This is a genomic window from Porphyrobacter sp. ULC335 (genome assembly GCF_025917005.1).
GTDB lineage: Bacteria > Pseudomonadota > Alphaproteobacteria > Sphingomonadales > Sphingomonadaceae > Erythrobacter.
The window spans coordinates 3,152,868-3,169,791 of the sequence record NZ_CP078091.1 but is presented as its reverse complement, the minus strand read 5'-3'; the positions used below and the strand labels follow the sequence as shown (position 1 = coordinate 3,169,791).

At 61.8% G+C, this 16,924-nt stretch carries 21 protein-coding genes; 12 read left to right on the top strand and 9 right to left on the bottom strand.

The genetic code is table 11. The features are described 5' to 3' along the window. The first annotated feature begins 36 nt into the window (after positions 1-36). The 3 genes from KVF90_RS15205 to KVF90_RS15195 all read left to right on the top strand — a co-directional run bounded on the left by KVF90_RS15205 (position 37) and on the right by KVF90_RS15195 (position 4,513). The gene (locus KVF90_RS15205; protein WP_264392409.1) at positions 37-3,240 is read left to right on the top strand and encodes a right-handed parallel beta-helix repeat-containing protein; all 3,204 of its coding nucleotides are present in this window, start codon (positions 37-39) and stop codon (positions 3,238-3,240) included. 227 nt (positions 3,241-3,467) lie between these two features. Next, positions 3,468-4,037 carry a hypothetical protein gene (locus KVF90_RS15200; RefSeq protein ID WP_264392408.1) on the top strand — a complete coding sequence of 190 codons (570 nt, stop codon included), beginning with the start codon at positions 3,468-3,470 and terminating at the stop codon, positions 4,035-4,037. A 185-nt stretch (positions 4,038-4,222) separates the two neighbouring features. Then, positions 4,223-4,513, top strand: coding sequence for a hypothetical protein (locus KVF90_RS15195; RefSeq protein WP_264392407.1), 291 nt, complete (start codon positions 4,223-4,225; stop codon positions 4,511-4,513). An 82-nt stretch (positions 4,514-4,595) separates the two neighbouring features. On the opposite strand, the gene KVF90_RS15190 is transcribed toward KVF90_RS15195, so the two are convergent. Next, on the bottom strand, positions 4,596-5,228 hold the full coding sequence (locus KVF90_RS15190) for a tyrosine-type recombinase/integrase (RefSeq protein ID WP_264394547.1): 633 nt from the start codon (positions 5,226-5,228) through the stop codon (positions 4,596-4,598). A gap of 639 nt (positions 5,229-5,867) precedes the next feature. Here KVF90_RS15190 and KVF90_RS15185 point away from each other — a divergent pair. After that, positions 5,868-6,476 carry a DJ-1/PfpI family protein gene (locus KVF90_RS15185; protein ID WP_264392406.1) on the top strand — a complete coding sequence of 203 codons (609 nt, stop codon included), beginning with the start codon at positions 5,868-5,870 and terminating at the stop codon, positions 6,474-6,476. 31 nt (positions 6,477-6,507) lie between these two features. Here KVF90_RS15185 and KVF90_RS15180 read toward each other — a convergent pair whose 3' ends face one another. The 6 genes from KVF90_RS15180 to KVF90_RS15155 form a co-directional block, all read right to left on the bottom strand. Further along, a complete protein-coding gene (locus KVF90_RS15180; protein WP_264392405.1) occupies positions 6,508-7,122 on the bottom strand; it encodes a glutathione S-transferase family protein in 615 nt (204 codons plus the stop codon). Between the two features lie 25 nt (positions 7,123-7,147). Beyond that, on the bottom strand, positions 7,148-7,282 hold the full coding sequence (locus KVF90_RS15175) for a hypothetical protein (RefSeq protein WP_264392404.1): 135 nt from the start codon (positions 7,280-7,282) through the stop codon (positions 7,148-7,150). Beyond that, a complete protein-coding gene (locus KVF90_RS15170; RefSeq protein ID WP_264392403.1) occupies positions 7,279-7,605 on the bottom strand; it encodes a hypothetical protein in 327 nt (108 codons plus the stop codon). The genes KVF90_RS15175 and KVF90_RS15170 overlap by 4 nt, the downstream gene beginning before the upstream one ends. After that, a complete protein-coding gene (locus KVF90_RS15165) occupies positions 7,598-7,801 on the bottom strand; it encodes a hypothetical protein (RefSeq protein ID WP_264392402.1) in 204 nt (67 codons plus the stop codon). The genes KVF90_RS15170 and KVF90_RS15165 overlap by 8 nt, the downstream gene beginning before the upstream one ends. Before the next feature lie 93 nt (positions 7,802-7,894). Beyond that, positions 7,895-8,500, bottom strand: coding sequence for an outer membrane protein (locus KVF90_RS15160; protein ID WP_264392401.1), 606 nt, complete (start codon positions 8,498-8,500; stop codon positions 7,895-7,897). Positions 8,501-8,610: 110 nt separating this feature from the next. After that, positions 8,611-9,507 (bottom strand): LysR family transcriptional regulator, encoded by an 897-nt coding sequence (locus KVF90_RS15155; RefSeq protein WP_264392400.1) that lies wholly within the window; start codon positions 9,505-9,507, stop codon positions 8,611-8,613. 162 nt (positions 9,508-9,669) lie between these two features. Here KVF90_RS15155 and KVF90_RS15150 point away from each other — a divergent pair, with 162 nt between their 5' ends. From KVF90_RS15150 to KVF90_RS15125, 6 genes are all read left to right on the top strand, one after another. Further along, on the top strand, positions 9,670-10,281 hold the full coding sequence (locus tag KVF90_RS15150; protein WP_264392399.1) for a glutathione S-transferase family protein: 612 nt from the start codon (positions 9,670-9,672) through the stop codon (positions 10,279-10,281). A 64-nt stretch (positions 10,282-10,345) separates the two neighbouring features. Beyond that, positions 10,346-12,403: an FAD-binding oxidoreductase gene (locus KVF90_RS15145; protein WP_264392398.1), complete on the top strand. Its 2,058-nt coding sequence runs from the start codon at positions 10,346-10,348 to the stop codon at positions 12,401-12,403. Between the two features lie 25 nt (positions 12,404-12,428). Then, positions 12,429-13,061: a DJ-1/PfpI family protein gene (locus tag KVF90_RS15140; protein ID WP_264392397.1), complete on the top strand. Its 633-nt coding sequence runs from the start codon at positions 12,429-12,431 to the stop codon at positions 13,059-13,061. Beyond that, positions 13,058-13,651: a pyridoxamine 5'-phosphate oxidase family protein gene (locus KVF90_RS15135; protein WP_264392396.1), complete on the top strand. Its 594-nt coding sequence runs from the start codon at positions 13,058-13,060 to the stop codon at positions 13,649-13,651. The genes KVF90_RS15140 and KVF90_RS15135 overlap by 4 nt, the downstream gene beginning before the upstream one ends. 194 nt (positions 13,652-13,845) lie before the next feature. Beyond that, positions 13,846-14,310, top strand: a complete 465-nt coding sequence (locus KVF90_RS15130) for a nuclear transport factor 2 family protein (protein ID WP_264392395.1) — start codon at positions 13,846-13,848, stop codon at positions 14,308-14,310. Positions 14,311-14,318: 8 nt separating this feature from the next. Next, entirely contained in the window at positions 14,319-14,645 is a 327-nt protein-coding gene (locus KVF90_RS15125) for a thioredoxin family protein (RefSeq protein ID WP_264392394.1), read from the top strand. A 31-nt stretch (positions 14,646-14,676) separates the two neighbouring features. On the opposite strand, the gene KVF90_RS15120 is transcribed toward KVF90_RS15125, so the two are convergent. Beyond that, positions 14,677-15,033: a hypothetical protein gene (locus KVF90_RS15120; RefSeq protein WP_264392393.1), complete on the bottom strand. Its 357-nt coding sequence runs from the start codon at positions 15,031-15,033 to the stop codon at positions 14,677-14,679. A gap of 258 nt (positions 15,034-15,291) precedes the next feature. Between KVF90_RS15120 and KVF90_RS15115 the strand changes: the two genes are divergently transcribed. Both KVF90_RS15115 and grxC read left to right on the top strand, forming a co-directional pair. Further along, complete coding sequence (locus tag KVF90_RS15115) at positions 15,292-15,510, top strand: hypothetical protein (RefSeq protein ID WP_264392392.1); 219 nt, start codon at positions 15,292-15,294, stop codon at positions 15,508-15,510. A 10-nt stretch (positions 15,511-15,520) separates the two neighbouring features. Next, a complete protein-coding gene (gene grxC / locus KVF90_RS15110; RefSeq protein ID WP_264392391.1) occupies positions 15,521-15,829 on the top strand; it encodes a glutaredoxin 3 in 309 nt (102 codons plus the stop codon). A gap of 87 nt (positions 15,830-15,916) precedes the next feature. On the opposite strand, the gene gap is transcribed toward grxC, so the two are convergent. Continuing rightward, the gene (gap, locus tag KVF90_RS15105; RefSeq protein ID WP_264394545.1) at positions 15,917-16,924 is read right to left on the bottom strand and encodes a type I glyceraldehyde-3-phosphate dehydrogenase; all 1,008 of its coding nucleotides are present in this window, start codon (positions 16,922-16,924) and stop codon (positions 15,917-15,919) included.

Sequence of the window (16,924 nt, the reverse complement as noted above, 5' to 3'; positions counted from 1 at the left end):
CGAGCACCGGCCTTTCACACACGGGGGAAACACCCCGTGAGGCGGATCGCGCGCGCCCTTGCCATCTGCGTGGGCCGGCTGGTTCTGGTCGCGCTGATCTATGGCGCGGCGGCCTTCGCACCGGCGGCAGCGCAATCGACCCGCAGCTTCAGCAATACCACCAGCGGCGGCATCAATTCGCTGACGACGTGTTTGCTGCCGCTGGTGAGGAACTTCACGGTAACGAGCAACTTCGTGGTGGGAGACGTCGATCTCGGCGTGCTGGCGAGCCATTCATGGCGCGGAGATATCAGCATCACGCTTCAGTCACCGGCAGGCACGCGGCAACAGCTTGTCAACGGCAATGGCGCGGCAGCGGGCGACAATTTCAACGTCAGACTGAATGACGGCGGGACGCAGCTCGTCAACACCGACAATCCCGACGGCAATCACTCGACGACAGGCGTGCCGCCTTACCAGAACAACTTCAGGCCCGATGCACCGCTTTCGGTATTCAGCGGACAGACCAGCGCGGGGACATGGCGGCTGGAAATCTGCGATACCTACTCGTTGCTCGACAACGGGACCTTCCTCCGCTCCGATCTGTACCTGACACCGCAGACCAGCAGTAGCGGCACGGGCGCGATCTTCGTCGTTTCCAGCACCGCCGACACCGGGACAGCCACGCTGCGGCAGGCGGTGATCGACGCCAACGCGGCACCGGCAGAGGCCGCCACAATCAGCTTCGCCATTCCCGGCGCCGGGCCGCACACCATCACCCTGTCGTCTGTCCTGCCGAACCTCACGACCAACGGCCTGACCATCGACGGCACCACCCAGTCAGGCACCCAGTGCCGCGATCTGTGGGCCGGAAGCGGCCATGACTTGCGGGTCAATGTGCGCGGCGGAGGGTTCAACGGTTTTCAACTGGGCGGCACCAACCAGACTATCAGAGGCCTGTCGCTGACCAACTTCGACAATGCCATCATCACTCTGGCGGGCAGCAGCAATGCCACGATCCAGTGCAATTACCTCGGCCTGCTCGCCAATGGCACCAGCAGCGGCAATACCCGAGGCGCTCTCGTCAGAGGGGCCAGCGTGCGGATCGGAGGACTGAATGCAGGTCAGGGCAATGTAATCTCGGCCAATTCGATCGTCGGGGTGGTAACAGAACAGGGCAGCACCGACACATCCATTCAGGGCAATTTCATCGGCACTGACCCGACCGGGATGACCAGTCGAGCCAATGCGAGCGGCATCAACAATTTCTTCGGCACCGCCACCTGGCGCGACATCACCCGCAATCTCATTTCCGGAAACGCCAATTCGGCGCTCGTGCTGGAAACCGATGATCAGATCAGCCCGTCCACCGACACCATCCGCATCCAGCGCAATATCATCGGCTTTACCCGCGGCCTGTCCGCGCTGCTGCGCAATGGCGGGGACGGCATCCGCTTTCCTTCGGGCAGCATTGCCAACGTGCTCATCGGCGGCGATGCGACCAGCGCGGGTAACACCATCACCGGCAATGATCAGGGCATATCGCTCAACTACACGCCCAACATCACCATTCAGGGCAATGTCATCGCGCGGTCTGGCCAGAACGGGGTAATCGCCACCGCCGTAAACGGTTTGACGATCGGCGGCGCGTCTGCAGGTCTTGGCAATGTCATCGGCGGCAACGGCTTATCCGGCATCGCCGTGATCGATGGATCGAGCAATGCGACCATCCATGGCAACACGATCGGAGCGGTCAGCATCGCCGGCGGCACGTTCGAGAACCAGAACCATGCAATATTCCTGAGAGGTGTGAGCAATGTCACCATTGGAAACGGCACTGCCAATGGCCGCAATGTCATCGCCCGCAATGGCTTTCAAGCGATCTTGAGCGGGGGCACAGTGTCGAATCTTACCATCAATGGCAATTTCATCGGGACGGATTCCAGCGGCAATGTCGCGCTCACCAATGCCTCAAGATCGGATGCTTTCACCAAAGATGCGGTCGCCTTCAGCCTCGGCAATTTCAGCGGAGTCGCCATTAGAAACAATGTGATCGGCGGGCACGCTGGCGCGCTGATTGAGTTTTGGGACAGCACCGCTACCGGCGTGACCATTCAGGGCAACACCATGGGCGTGGGGGCCAATGGCGCGGCGATCATTCCCGCCGATGGGGTTGAGCCGTTGCTGTTCACCGGTGGCCCGACCCGCAACTATTCCAACGTGCTGATTGGCGGCTCTGCGCCGGGTCAGGGCAATATCATCGCCAATGGCCTGTATTCAGGGATCAGGATGGAATCCACCGGCAGCAATATTCAGGTGATCGGCAACACCATCCGCAACAATGCCGGATTCGGGGTCACTTTCCAGACAAACACCAGAGCAGCGCTGGTCAGCAACCGCATCTTCGATAACGACCTGCTGGGCATTGATCTGGAGGAAAACTGGATCACCCCCAATGATGCAGGCGATGGCGATGCCGGGTCCAATGATCTACTGAACTTCCCCGAGGCCATCCGCGCCGTGGCGATCGGTCCGAACGAGCTGCGCTACAATTTCACCCTCGACGTCCCGGCCGCTGCCAGCGGCTACCGCATCGAATTCTTCGCCAGCGGCGCCGCGGACCCGACCGGTTTTGGCGAGGGCGAGCGTTATCTCGGCCATGTCGACATCACTCACGCGGGCGGTGTGCAGACTTACACCGGCACGCTCACCACGCTTGAACCGGTCAGCATTGGTGATGCCATTTCCGCCACCACCACCCGGCGCACGGCGGGCGGCGAGTGGGATATCACGTCGGAATTCTCCGCTGTCGCCACGGCTGATGGCGTCGCGGCGCTGAGCGTCGCCATGGAAACCGAACTGTTCGAACCGCCTGCAGGCGACGCCTTCTTCACCCCCGGCAACGACGTGCTTGTCACCACCACCATCAGCAATGGTGGCACCGGCAGCACCGATCCCGATACGGTGTTTGTGGCGATTGCGATCGATCCGGCCAATGCCTTCTTCAACGCGGTCACGCCATCGCTGGGAGGGGTAGTCGGCTTTACCAGCGGCTCGCCCTTGCTGACGTTCACACCTGCCACCGACCTGCGCTATTCAAATGCCGCCGCTGCGCCTTCATCGCTAGCGCAATGCACCTATAGTCCTGTCGGAGGCTACGATCCGGCTGTCCGGCACGTCTGCGTGAACCCCAAGGGCGGCCTGCCGAACGGCGGACCGCAAGGGCAGTTCACCTTGCAACTACGCGCGCGCATTAACTGACATGGGGCCAGAAGCCGTTAGGTGAGAGCCCCTGTCCTGTGACCGGGCAGTCAGCGCCGCCCTTTATGTATGACCGAATTGGGGTCGCTTTGAGAAATTCCGCTTCTGGCGAGAATCCCATCGAAGCTGCCGGACAGGTTCTAGGATCGCGGCGACTGCCCGCTCATGGCAGATGATGGGTGGTTTTGTGACGTTTCAAAAGGTTGTCGATAGCGTAAGATCTCTGAATGAGAAAAATCGTTGCGTTGCTGCTTGCCTGCATCGGTCTGTCGAGTTGTGTTCCGACACCTGCTGATCGGGAAGCATTACATTATGTTGCAGCAGTCGAAATCCCTATCGACGACAGAGAGGATAAGTCTGCACTCGCTAAGCTTTTGAGTTCTCTGGCGAGTAGTCACCAAGGTCTTCATGTCGATGAAAATATTGGTCGAACTGCCGAGCATCCCGAATGCACAGGTGCGCCTGACCTGGATGATCGCCTGATACCAATCATTACGATTTGGCGAGGGGATGACGATGATCAACTGGTCGGCAGCGTGAGCGATCTGACAAATCGTAGAAGGGTTTGGGCGACCTTCAATAAGGGCCGTGAACCTGAAATGGAGGCGCAATTTCGAGAAGCAGCGCTGGAATTGATCATGAAGCGGTGGCCGGATGCAAACGCACTTCCAGTTCTGCCTCGTGGAGGCCTCCCGCTGCCTCGCGATCTAGTTATGACTAGTCAAGGCTACCGGATCGACCGATCAAGAGCTGAAGCCTACAGCCTGTCGCCCGATTCCGATTTGCTCACGAACTGATCTTCGCAATTTCCGCTTAGGGGTCGGAACCTGAATGGCAGATTTTTCTCAACGAAGGCAGCTTCCTGCCGTTCGGCTTATGGTGACGGAACCTGCCAGTCAGCTTCTGCGCGTTTCTCGCCAGCAGCCGACATTCAGCAACCGACCCCATTGCGGACAATTTGCTTGTATGGTCAGGTAGCTAAATGAGTGGCAACCCGTCATATAATGCGCTTCAGAAAGAAGTTTGCGTGGAATGCGGTTGGTGCGGTGGGATTGTTAATGGAAAGCCATCCCACGTCGATAACTTCATTCCAGAAGCAGGTCCTGTGAGCGCAGACCAATTCGTAGATTGGTTGTTTCTTGCAGAAGGAATGGACCCGTCCGAAGACCCTGACAAATGGCAGGCGCACAAAGACGATCTACGCGCCGCGTTTATTCGCCACATGGGAGCCGAGATTGTAGATGCCTCGATGCTCCAATGGGATGTCGGCTAACCACCCACCTGTTGCCGGTTCAGTGATAGTCAGACTTCGACAAAAGCGGCCATCGGAGTATGCCCGACGGCCGCCTGTATTGTCAGATCTCGATGCGCTCCGCCAGGACAAGAGCATCCTCCACGTCGACTCCGAGATACCGGACCGTGTTCTCGATCTTGGAGTGGCCGAGCAGAATTTGGACCGCCCGCAGATTTCCGGTCGTACGGTAGATCATGGCCGCTTTGGTGCGCCGCATGGAGTGAGTGCCGTAGTCTTCACGCCGCAACCCGACCGCGGTGACCCATTCATCGACGAGCCGGGCATACTGCCGCGTGCTCATCGGTTGGCCGGATTGTATTCTGCTTGGGAACACGAAATCATCCATGGTGCCGCCCCGTCGTAGAAGCCATGTCGCGAGGCTCGAGCGGGTGTCAGCGGTAATTTCAAATTGCACGGGTCGACCGGTCTTACGCTGAATGATCATTGCGCGGTCGCGGACTTCAGATCCGGCCACGAGGTCACCGATCTTGAGCTTCACCAGATCGCAGCCCCGCAGCTTGCTGTCGATCGCCAGGTCGAACAGGGCACGATCGCGGAGCCGCTCCTCTCGATCGAGGAAGAACCGGATCGCCCAAATCTGCTTTTGGGTAAGCGGCCGCTTGGTGCCGACGGTTCTGCCGGCATTCCATGAGACCCGGCTTTGCATAGCAGGGTCGAGGTGAGAGTAAGTCATCATCTTTCTCCATGGCCTTGATTGGCCAGGAAGAAAGAACGCGCCCCGAGCCAAGCACATCGCGCTGGGCACGCCGAGGCACTGTAATAACGGTCTACACGGCCCCAGGCGCATGCTCGCAAAAGGGCGGCTTTCAGGATCCCGCCTCCGCCCGGCTCATGGCAGCTCGTGGGTGGAAAGCTGCCTGACCGCTTTCGGGTGACAGAACGCGAAAGCTGCCGTTGATCCCAGCCGAATGATGCGTCGCCTCCCGACCACGTGCAGTCGTTAAGATCAGCCAACGTCAACGTCTGCTCTTGCTAGAGGCTGCCGTCTGGATGCCCTGAAGCGGACCGTCACTTTCGCGCCCTGATCACGATCCATAGGCCATTGTCCAGCGTGGCCCGAAAGCGATCATACAAGCTGGACTTCGAAAACTTCAGCTGCTGTTCGGCGCCAACCTGTTCGCGCGGGTTCAATGTATGGAATGGAACTGAAGGGGACCAACAGGTCCTCGCGACGGCCTTATGTGCGGGCGGCTATCGGAACTCGCTGCCAAATTGCGCTGGTCGGATGCATCAACGCTGCGGTAAGCACTCCTCTGCCGGAGATCGCTAATGATCGGTTCAATCAGTGGGGGCGCTGATGCGGAAGCGGATATTGATTTTGTTGGCCAACGGCTTCGAGGTCATGGAGGCAGCTTGCTTCACCGAAGTTTTCGGCTGGGCATCAATTTATGGCGAGATCCGCTTCGATCAGCTCTCTGTCGGGCTGCGTAGCCCAATAACGACAACATTCGGCTTCGATGTTATCCCCGAGACGCTGCTGGACGAAATCGACCCCGATGATTTCGATGCGCTGGTCATTCCGGGCGGGTTCGGCGATGCCGGTTTCTACGAAGAGGCGCTGTCCGAACCGTTCCTCGATGTCATCCGCAAATTCGACAAGCGCCGCGCGCCGATCGCCGCGGTTTGCGTGAGCGCCCTGTCGCTCGCCGCAGCCGGCGTGCTCGAAGGCAGGCGGGCGACAGTCTATCACCAGACCGGCGGCGCCCGGAAAGCCGAGCTAGAAAGTTACGGCGCCATCTTCGTCGACGAGCCGCTGGTCATTGATGGCCACCTGATGACATCGACTGGCCCCGGCACCGGCATCGAACTCGCGCTCAAGCTGCTGGAAGTGCTGACCTCGCCCGCGTTTTCGCAGGAGCTGCGCGTCCGCATGCGCGTTCCGACCCCTGACGCTGCGTGGTTCCGCGCCGCGCAGGTCTAGGTTCACCGTTCAATGCCGCACGCCGGCAGCGTCAGCCCAGCCTCGCCAAGGCCCGCGCAGTCGCAGCGCGATTCTCGATCTTTTGGACCCACGCGTCGAGGATGGGAAACTCCTTGAGTTCGAAGCCCGCATAGCCGGCACTGCGCACCCAAGAGAAATGGGCGATATCCGCGATCGAGTAGGATTCGCCATTGAGCCATTCCACGTCGTGCAGATGCGTTTCGAGCACAGCAAGATGCCGGCCAGCTTCGCCTTCGAAGCGGCCGATGGTGTAAGGATCGGGTGACCTCATCGCGCGGAAATGCGCCGCGTTACCCATCATCGGCCCTAGCCCCGCCACTTGCAGGAACAGCCAGCTGAGGGTCTGTCCGCGCGCGGCCGGCGCGGTGCCCAGTAGGCCGCCGAATGCTTCGGCGAGATAGAGCAGGATCGCGCCGGATTCGAACACCGTGACAGGCCCATCACCGCCGTTAAGGTGCCGGATCGCCGGGATCTTTGCATTGGGGTTAATCCGGAGATATTCCGCAGACCGCAAATCGGCTGAACCCAAGGCGATCGTTCTCAGATCATAGGGGACGCCAAGCTCTTCAAGGGCAATCGGCACCTTGATGCCATTGGGTGTGTTGGCCGTGAAAACTTCGATCATCGCATACTCCATCTATCGGGTCTGGTCACAGGATTTGCAGGAGAACTTCGGGCGCCACGTCGGTGTCTCTCGCGCCGCGCAGAAGCTCGCCGAGCGGATCATCGCTCAGGGCTGCAGCGGGCGCGCGGGACGGGAACAAGCTTGCGAGCAGGCGGATCATTGCCGTTTCGACGCCAGAATCCGCTTCGCCTCCTTGGCAATCGCGTGCAGTTCTTCGGTCGTGACGCCGATCTGGAGCGCGCGTGTGCGAGCCTGCTGGATACAGTCATCGTCGCCTGTCTTCATGGCGCAGGCAAAGGCGACGGCAGCCGCCGTTCGCGCCTCGAAACTGCGTCCGCTAATGGCGGCGTCGATCTCTGCGCCTGTCAGACCCGATTGGCGGGCTTCGCGTTCCAGCTGGGTCAGGGTCTTGTGGCAGCCGCAATCGCCAAGCAGCGCGAGCTTCAGCTGCGCTGTGACACGGGTATGAAGCGGGTCAGGCATGGCGGTTGGCCCGCCCGCGCGCGACGGAAACCTGCGACATGGTGGATCGGGTCACGGCGAGGGCCACGGCAGCGCCGAGGTTAAGCAACGCGGCGGTCAGCGACCCACCGGCAAGAGCGGCGATGACGGTCGCCTGCCAGCGAAACAGCCACTCCGAATGGGGAGCGTGCCGGATGGCGAGGGTGATCTGGGACATGGTTGTTCCCCGACCCTATCCACAACGGCGCGCCGGCAATCCGGCCGCCATTGCGGATAGGGGTTCATGGACGGGAGGGATGTTCAGTGAGCGTCAGAAATTGTAGCTCACGCCGACAAGCGTCTGGTGGCGGTCATATTGTCCGCCATTGCTGCCAAGGTCGCTGTAACGGTACTCGGCACGGGCCGAGATACGGTCGGAGATCGCATATTCGAGACCGCCGCCGACCTGCCAGCCGTCGAGATTGTCCGACGCGGTCACCGGGCCCGTGAGCCCATCCAGCGATGTGCGGACGCGGGTGTTGGCATAGCCGCCGCGGACATAGACCAGCGCCTTGTCGGTCACGAGATAGCCGGCCCGCGCAGACAGATCGAAGCTGTAACGCGGATCAATGGTCAGCGACTTGCCAGCCGAAGCCGCGCGGTTCTGGTCATCGACAGCCGCGCTGAAACCGGCTTCGGCGCCGATGACGATCCGGTCGGTTGCCTTGAGGTTGTAACCGGCATAGCCGCCGAGCACGAGCGCATCGCGTGAGGCTTCACGGGTGATCGGCTGGGCATCGATGCGATCAGCGATCTCGCTGCGTTCCCAGCCCGCGGTGACACCGACATAGGGGCCGTCGAAGGTATCGGCATGGGCGGGCGCCGCAGCGGCGCCCAAGACGGCAAGCGCGGCAATCGAAATGAGAGGGGACTTCATGATTGTTCTCCAGTTGGATCCCGTTGTTGGGGTGGGCTGGAGATAGGCCGGTCATTGCGCGACGATAATTGGGCAATTATGGAAGATATTGTTCCTGTAAATGGAATAAATCAGTTGATCGAGCGATTGGCGCGCAGCCGCTCCACCGCCAGATCCACAAAGGCCCGGACCTTGGCCGATGCCCGGCGGCCCTCGGGGTGGACGACATGGACCGGCAGGGGTTCTTCCTCGAACTCGGACAGGATCGTCTGCAAGTCACCATCGATCAGAGCTTGGCCGATCTGGTAGGACAAAGGCCGCGCCAGACCCCAGCCCAGCATGGTAGACTTGAGCACAGCGCCATATGTGTTGAACGACAGTCGCGGCGCGATCCGCACCACCGGCTTACCTTCTCCGCCGAAGCGCCAGTCGAGCGAGGCCCATGATGCCGTGCTGACGATGATCCTGTGTTTTGCAAGGTCGGCGGGATGCTTGGGCACGCCGTGCTGCTCGAAATAGCTCGGCGCGCCGCACACCACCCGGCGCACCGCGCCGACGCGGATGGCGCTGAAGCTGGAATCGGGCAGGTCGCCGATGCGGATGCCGACATCGATCCCCTCGTCCACCATGTTGGTGATCCGGTCGACGAACAGAGCACGGGCATTCACTTCGGGATTCTGGTCGAGATATTCGGTCAAAATCGGGGTAATGTAATCCTGCCCGAACAGAGCGGATGCCGTCACGGTCAGGACACCGGTGGGCTTGGCGTAAGAACCGCCAGCGGCCGCCTCAGCTTCGACGACATCGGCAAGGATGCGCCGGCAATCGTCGAAATAGCGGACGCCGGCCTCGGTCAGCTTCACCGTCCGGGTGGTGCGGGTGAACAGCCGCGCGCCGATCTGGTCTTCCAGAGATGCCACGGCGCGGGTGACGGCAGGGGGGCTCATGTTCAATTGCCGCGCGGCTTCGGCAAAGCCGCTCGTTTCGGCGACTTTGACAAACACCTGCATCGCATGAAAACGCGACATAATTTCCGCCCCCAACCTGAAATCGGCCCAGATCTAGCTGATAAATGCATTCAGCGGAATAGTGCCTTGCAGCGTTCAACGGTTCTGATCGCGCCCCGGTGAGCGCATTTGATGGCTCGCCGGATGGCCGCCCGTCATCTGCTCTTGCCAAAGGACACGACCATGAAGCTCTATTCCCACCCCATTTCCGGCCACGCCCACCGTGCGCGGCTGTTCCTGTCGCTGATCGGCGCTGACGTTGAAATCGTCGAGGTTGATCTCGCCAAGGGTGAACACAAGTCGCCCGAATATCTCGCCAAGAACCGCTTCGGTCAGGTGCCGCTGCTGGAAGATGATGGCGAATTCATCCCCGATTCCAATGCCATCATGATCTATACCGCCAAAAAGTTCGGTCGCACCGACTGGTTGCCGGCAGACGAGTTGGGCGCCGCAAGGATGCAACGCTGGCTGTCGGTCGCGGCTGGCCAGATCGCTTTTGGCCCCGGTGCCGCCCGTCTGGTCACCATATTCAAGGCCGGCTTCAACGCCGAAGAGGTGATCGCCCGCGCCCATGCGGTTCTAGCGCTGATCGAAGCCGAGCTTGATGGCCGCGAATGGATCGCCGCCGACCACGCCACGATCGCCGACATCGCGCTCTACAGCTACATCGCCAGCGCGCCCGAGGGGAATGTCGACCTTTCGTCCTACGCCAATGTCAACGCGTGGCTGGCCCGGATCGAAGCGCTCCCCGGCTTTGTCGAATTCGCCAAGAACGCCGTGGGCCTTCGCGCCTGACCCAACGGCTACCGGGGCTGCCCAAGGGCGGCCCCGGAGCACCGCATTCCGGGGGAGATGAGAGATGACACAGACGCCGTCACCGTTTCATAGCGGCGAGGTTGCGCTGCAAAACACCGTTGGGGTCGCCGAACGCATGGAGGCTTTCGGTCGCCGCGTGATCCGCGACTCCATGCCGGACCAGCACCGCGACTTCTACCGCCAGCTTCCTTTCATCGTGCTCGGTTCGGTCGATCCGGCGGGCGATGCTTGGGTGACGCTGCTGACCGGCAGACCCGGCTTCATGACGAGCCCCGATCCCAAGCGCCTCGCCTTTGCGGCGAAGCCCGATCCGCAGGACCCGGCAACCGCATCGCTGGCCGATGACGCCGCAGTCGGCCTGCTCGGCATCGAACTTCATACCCGGCGGCGCAACCGCATGAACGGCACGATGCGCCAGAAAGCCGATCAAGGCTTTGCCATCGCGGTCGAACACGCCTTTGGCAATTGCCCGCAATATATCCAGCTGCGCGACTTCGCCTTCGTGCGCGAGCCCGATGATTTTTCCGCTGTGCCCGCCGCACAAACGCTCGACATGGATAGCCGCCAAGTGCGCGCGATGATCAGCGCCGCCGATACGTTCTTCGTGTCATCCTATGTCGATGACGCGGATGGCCGCCACGTCGATGCCTCGCACCGCGGCGGCAAGCCCGGCTTCGTGCGCATCAACGATGATGGCTCGCTGACCATTCCGGATTTTGCCGGAAACCTCCATTTCAACACACTCGGCAATTTCCTGCTGAACCCCAAGGCGGGGCTGATCTTCCCCGACTTTGAAACCGGCGACATGCTGCACCTGACCGGTGATGCCGAGTTGGTGCTGGAATCCGACGAGATCGCCGCCTTCCAGGGGGCCGAACGGCTGTGGGTGTTCCGCCCGCGCAAGGTGGTGCTGCGGCCCGAAGCCTTGCCACTGCGCTTTGTGATGCAGGCGGGTGGGATGTCACCCAACAATCTGATGACGGGCGACTGGCAGCAGGCCGCCGCACGGATCGAGGCCGAAGAGTTCCGCAACAGCTGGCGCCCGTTCCGGATCGCACGGATCGTCGATGAGAGCAGTGTCATCCGCTCGTTCCATCTCGAACCTGCCGACGGCAAGGGCATCGTCACCCACGAAGCGGGCCAGCATCTGCCGATCCGCGTGCGCCCCGATGCCGCCGCCGAGCCCGTGCTGCGCACTTACACGCTCTCCACCGCGCCGTCCGACGGCTTCTACCGCCTCAGCGTAAAGCGCCAAGGGCTCGTCTCGAACCACTTGCACGATGATCTGGCGGTGGGCGACATGATCGAAGCGCGCGCGCCGGCGGGCGGGTTTGTCATCGATCCGCTCGAAGCCCGCCCTGCCGTTCTGCTCGCCGCCGGTGTCGGGATCACGCCGATGCTGGCGATGCTGCGCAGCATCGTGTTCGAAGGGCTGCGCAAACGCCGCATCCGGCAGACCTTCATGTTCATCGCCGCGCGCTCGCTGGCAGAGCGGGCGTTTGATCAGGAGATCGCCGCGCTGGTGGCACAGGCGGGCGGCGCGGTGCGGGTGATCCGGCTGCTTGAACTAACCGAAGGCGCGGCGCCCGGCATCGATTATGACTCCGAGGGACGCATCAGCGCCGACCTGTTCCGTCAAACCCTGCCGTTTGACGCCTATGATTTCTACATGTGCGGCCCGCCGCCCTTCATGCAGGGGCTGTACGATCAACTGAGCGACATTGGCGTCGCCGATGCGCGGATCCACGCCGAAGCCTTTGGCCCGGCCTCATTGAAGCGCGGCGAACCGGCCAGCGTGGACGCCTTGCCCCCGATTGCCGAAAAGCCGGTGCCGGTGGCCTTCATGAAATCGGGCAAGGAAGCGCGCTGGGATGCCGCTTCGGGAAGCCTACTTGACCTTGCCGAAGCACGCGGCCTGACGCCCGAATATAGCTGCCGCGGCGGTTCTTGCGGGACCTGCGCGGTGAAGGTGCTCACCGGCAAGGTGACCTATGCATCGCGCCCATCTGCCAAGGTTGATGCCGACAAGGCGCTAATCTGCTGCGCCGTCCCTGCCGACCCTTCAGCGGGCGGCGGAGACCGCTTGATCCTCGACGTTTAACCTCATCATCAAGGTACAAGAATTAATGGCGAAGAAAGTACTCCTGTTGCTGGCCGATGGCTTTGAACCGCTCGAAGCAGCCGGATTTACCGATGTGCTGGGCTGGGCGAATATCGACGGTGATGAGCCGATCGAACTCGTCTCGGCAGGCTTGCGGCCGCGCCTTCGCGCGACTTTCGGCTTCTCGGTTATTCCCGACGCTTTAGTCGCCGACCTCGACCTCGACAGCTTCGATGCGTTGGCCGTGCCCGGTGGTTTTGACGGTGCCGGGTTTTACGAGGACGCTCTGTCCGAGCCGTTCCTTGCGGTGATCCGCCATTTCGAGGCGCGCGGCCAGACGGTCGCATCGGTCTGCGTGGCGTCGCTCGCGCTCGGTGCGGCAGGGATTTTGCGCGGGCGGCGGGCGACGACCTATCATCAGGTGGGCGGCCAGCGCAAAGCCCAGCTTGAAGGCTACGGCGCGCAGTTCATTGACGAGGCGATCGTCATAGATGGCAAGCTGATCACATCGACCGGGCCTGGCACAGCCATCGAAGTGGCCTTTGCGCTGCTACGCGACCTGACCTCGAAGGCGGTTGCTGACCAAATCCGCGCCCAGATGCGCGTGCCTCGTCCCGATGCGACCTGGCAGATCGCGCCGCAGGTTCCGACGGCATGACCCAGCGCCCTGTCGATGTGGCGTTCACGCCCGCGGTCAAGGCCGCCCAGGTGCGCAAGGGATCGCGCGCCATTTACGAAGGGATGGAGATGGGCCAGTCTTTGGATGATCTTGCGGCCTTCATCGCCAGCGTCCGCAGCTTCTACCTCGCCACGGCCAGCAAGGAGGGCCAGCCCTATATCCAGCATCGCGGCGGCCCGCCCGGCTTCCTGCACGTGGTCGGAGAGCGCCAGCTTGCCTTCGCCGATTTCAAGGGCAACCGGCAGTTCATTACCACCGGCAACCTCTCCGAGAACCCTCGGGCTTATATCTTCCTGATGGATTACGCCCATCGCCAGCGGATCAAGATCTGGGGCACCGCACGGGCGGTTGAGGGCGATGCCGCGCTCGAACAAAGCCTGATGCCCGAAGGCTACCGCGCGCTGCCTGAGCAGGTCATCCTGTTCGATGTCGAGGCGTGGGACTCCAATTGCCCGCAGCACATTCCGCAGATGTTTCATGCCGATGATGTGCATCAGGCGATCGATCAGCGCGACGCGAGGATTGCTGAACTGGAAAACGAACTCGCGGCGTTGCTCGGCGCGGAATAATCCCTTTCGCGCTTCCGCGGTTCTCGGTCCAGCCGCCGACCTCTAACTTGCAGTTGTTATCGGATCCCCCCTCTCTCTCCCGATGACCATGCGCGGATGCTTCCCCCCGATTCCATCCGCATGCTGACCGGGCGGGGCTTCCCCCCCCTTTACCCCGCCCGGTCCTTTTTCATTCCCAGCCAATGGAGCCTGCCATGACCCGTCCGCCGCTTCCCCCCTTCACCGAAGCAACCGCGCGCGAGAAAGTGCGCTTGGCCGAAGATGGCTGGAACAGCCGCGATGCCGCCAAGGTGGCGCTTGCCTATACCGAGGATACGGCGTGGCGGAACCGCGCCGAGTTTCCCCGCGGGCGCGCCGAGGCGCAGGCGTTTCTTGAACGCAAATGGGCGAGGGAGCTCGATTACCGGCTGATCAAGGAACTGTGGGCCTTCACCGAAAACCGCATCGCGGTGCGCTATGCCTATGAATACCACGATGACAGCGGCAACTGGTTCCGCGCCCACGGCAACGAGAACTGGGAATTCGTCGAAGACGGGTTGATGCGCCGCCGCTTCGCCAGCATCAACGAACACCCGATCCGCGAGGAGGATCGCCTGTTCCGCTGGCCGCTGGGACGCCGTCCCAATGATCATCCCGGCCTGTCGGATCTGGGGCTGTAGGCGCGGCCATGCCGGTGGAACTCAGCCCCTCGGCCTTCAAAGCCGCCGTCATCGATGCCGATCATCCCGTCCTCGTCAGTTTCTACGCGGGCGGGTGCGGCCCGTGTCAGATGCAGGCCCCCATGCTGGATGCGCTCGCATCCCGGTTTCGCGGAACGGCCACGATCTTCAAGGTCGACGCCGGGCGAAACCCCGAACTGGCCGCGCTGTTTGCAGTGCAATCAGTGCCGACCATGATCCTGTTTGCAGGCGGCAAGATCGCCCGGCGCTTCACGGGCCTGACCGAAGGCCGCGACCTGATCACAGCGATGCTGGCCAGTCTGGACGATTGCTAGGCCGGCGTTACGCCTGCTGGTTCGCCCCACTTCATTGTGAGCCCTTGCGTTGGTCAGCGACGATCTGCTGGCGTGCCTCATCGCGATTATCACTGTCGCGAAGCGCGCTGGCGAGCCTGCCGGCCCGGTCGCTCCCGAAGCGCGTGGTGCTGCTTCCCAATACCTGTTCATAGGCAGCAATCCGGTCTGCCTTTTCGGCACGCGCCGACAGCACCGGCGGTGCCATCACCGCACCTGTCAGCACAAAGCCGGCCAAGGCTGCAATAAGCCCATCTGTATGATTTTGCATCGGAAGGCTCCTGCTCGCATGGACCGCGCCTTGCGGGTTCAGGCGTGAAGTAATCCGCGCGACGCTGCGCCAGAACGGCGAAACGGTGCAGCAGATCATTCCGGAGAATGGAACGCCACGGTCATGGGCGGATCAGGAGCGGATCAGGCAGCCACCATTGTCACAGGCGCAATGGATCATTGCCATAGGCCCGCATTCTCATCGCCCGGCGAATGGATAGATTGGCCTGATCAAGCGCTGCCCCATTCACGCTTCCGGCCTCTCGGGAACGACAATGCGCGCCAGCCGAAAGAGAATAGCCATGGACGATCCCTCGTCGAAGTGCGGCCAGCCCGCGATGGTGCTTGGGGAGGCAGAATGATGGACCTGTGCGTCGATTGCCTCAAGCGCGAAAACCCGAGCTGGACCGAGCGCTATCGCAAGGGATCAGCGGCGCTCCTTGCCTATGGCGCGGGGGTCTTTCTGCTCCCTGACAGCCCTGCCGCCTTTGCGCTCCAGGGCCTGTTCTTCCTCGCCGCGTTCCCGTGGATCGTGTGGCCGCTTGTTGCCGCCGCTCGTCCGAACAAGTCTTTCTAGGAGATATCCGATGCCCGAAATTGAAATCTACACCAAGGATTACTGCCCCTATTGCAAGATGGCCAAGGCGATCCTGCAGCGCAAAGGCGCAGCTTTTCTGGAACATAGCGTCAGTGACAATCCCGAGCTGTTCGACACCATGGTCAGGCGTGCGCAAGGCCGGAGATCCGTGCCGCAGAGCTTCATCGGCGGTGTCGGGATCGGCGGCGCTGACGAGCTTTCATTGCTGCAGGAGCGCGGTCAGCTTGATCTCATTCTGCAAGGCGAGCGATCGACCCTTGATACGGATGAGCCGTGTTTCCGCTGTCTTGTGCAATAGCCGGGCGAACAGCCCAGCATGCGTGAATTTGATGTTGCTGCCCCGGACCGTGACTTGGCCTCTGTCCGGGGCGGTGACGAAACGAGGCTAAAGCTGGAGCGCCATCTGCCTGACCGTTTCGAGCAGGCGATTGGCAAAGCCCCATTCATTGTCATACCAGCCGACAACGCGGACAAGACGTTCGTCCGTCACTTTCGCTTCTGCCAAGTCGACCGTGACGCTCGCCGGATTGTGGTTGAAATCGACCGAAACCAGCGGCTCATCCGTGGTGTCGAGTATCCCTTTCATTGAGCCGGCAGCCGCGTCGGCAAGGATTGCGTTGACCTCGTGTTCGTTCGTCGGCCGTGCCGCGTGAAAAACGAAGTCGATCAGCGAGACATTCGGCGTCGGCACCCTGATTGAAGCACCGGACAATTTGCCCTTAAGCTGCGGAAGCACCTCTGCCACGGCCTTGGTGGCGCCCGTTGAGGTCGGGATCATCGACATTGCCCCGCCGCGCGCGCGCCGCAGATCGGGGTGATACTGATCGTGAAGCCTTTGGTCATTGGTGTAGGAATGGACGGTAGTCATATGGCCGCGTTCAATGCCGATCATCCGGTCCAGCACGGCCGCAATCGGGGCGAGGGCATTGGTCGTGCAGCTAGCATTGGACACGATCGCGTGTTCCGGGCGGAGCAAGCCGTGATTGACGCCTTGCACCACGGTTATGTCGGCGTCCTTTGCAGGCGCGGAGATCAGCACCCGCCGCGCACCGCGCGCGATGTGGCCCGAGGCACTTTTGCGGTCGGTGAACTGGCCGCTCGCTTCGATCACAAGATCGATACCGACAGCTCGGTGATCCATCGCTGCCGGATCGGGAATGCGGGTCACGGCTATCCGGTGGCCGTCGACCATGATCCAGTTATCGCCGAATGCAACCTCGCCCGCCGCAGGTCCATGCACGCTGTCGCGTTTGTAGAGCGCTGCGCAGCTGTGCGGGTCCATCATGTCGTTGATGGCTGCAAGCGCGATGCCTTCCGGTCGCTGTTCGAGGATGAGCCGGGCCAAAAGGCGTCCGATCCGGCCGAAGCCGTTTATGGCAACTAGCTTGGTCAG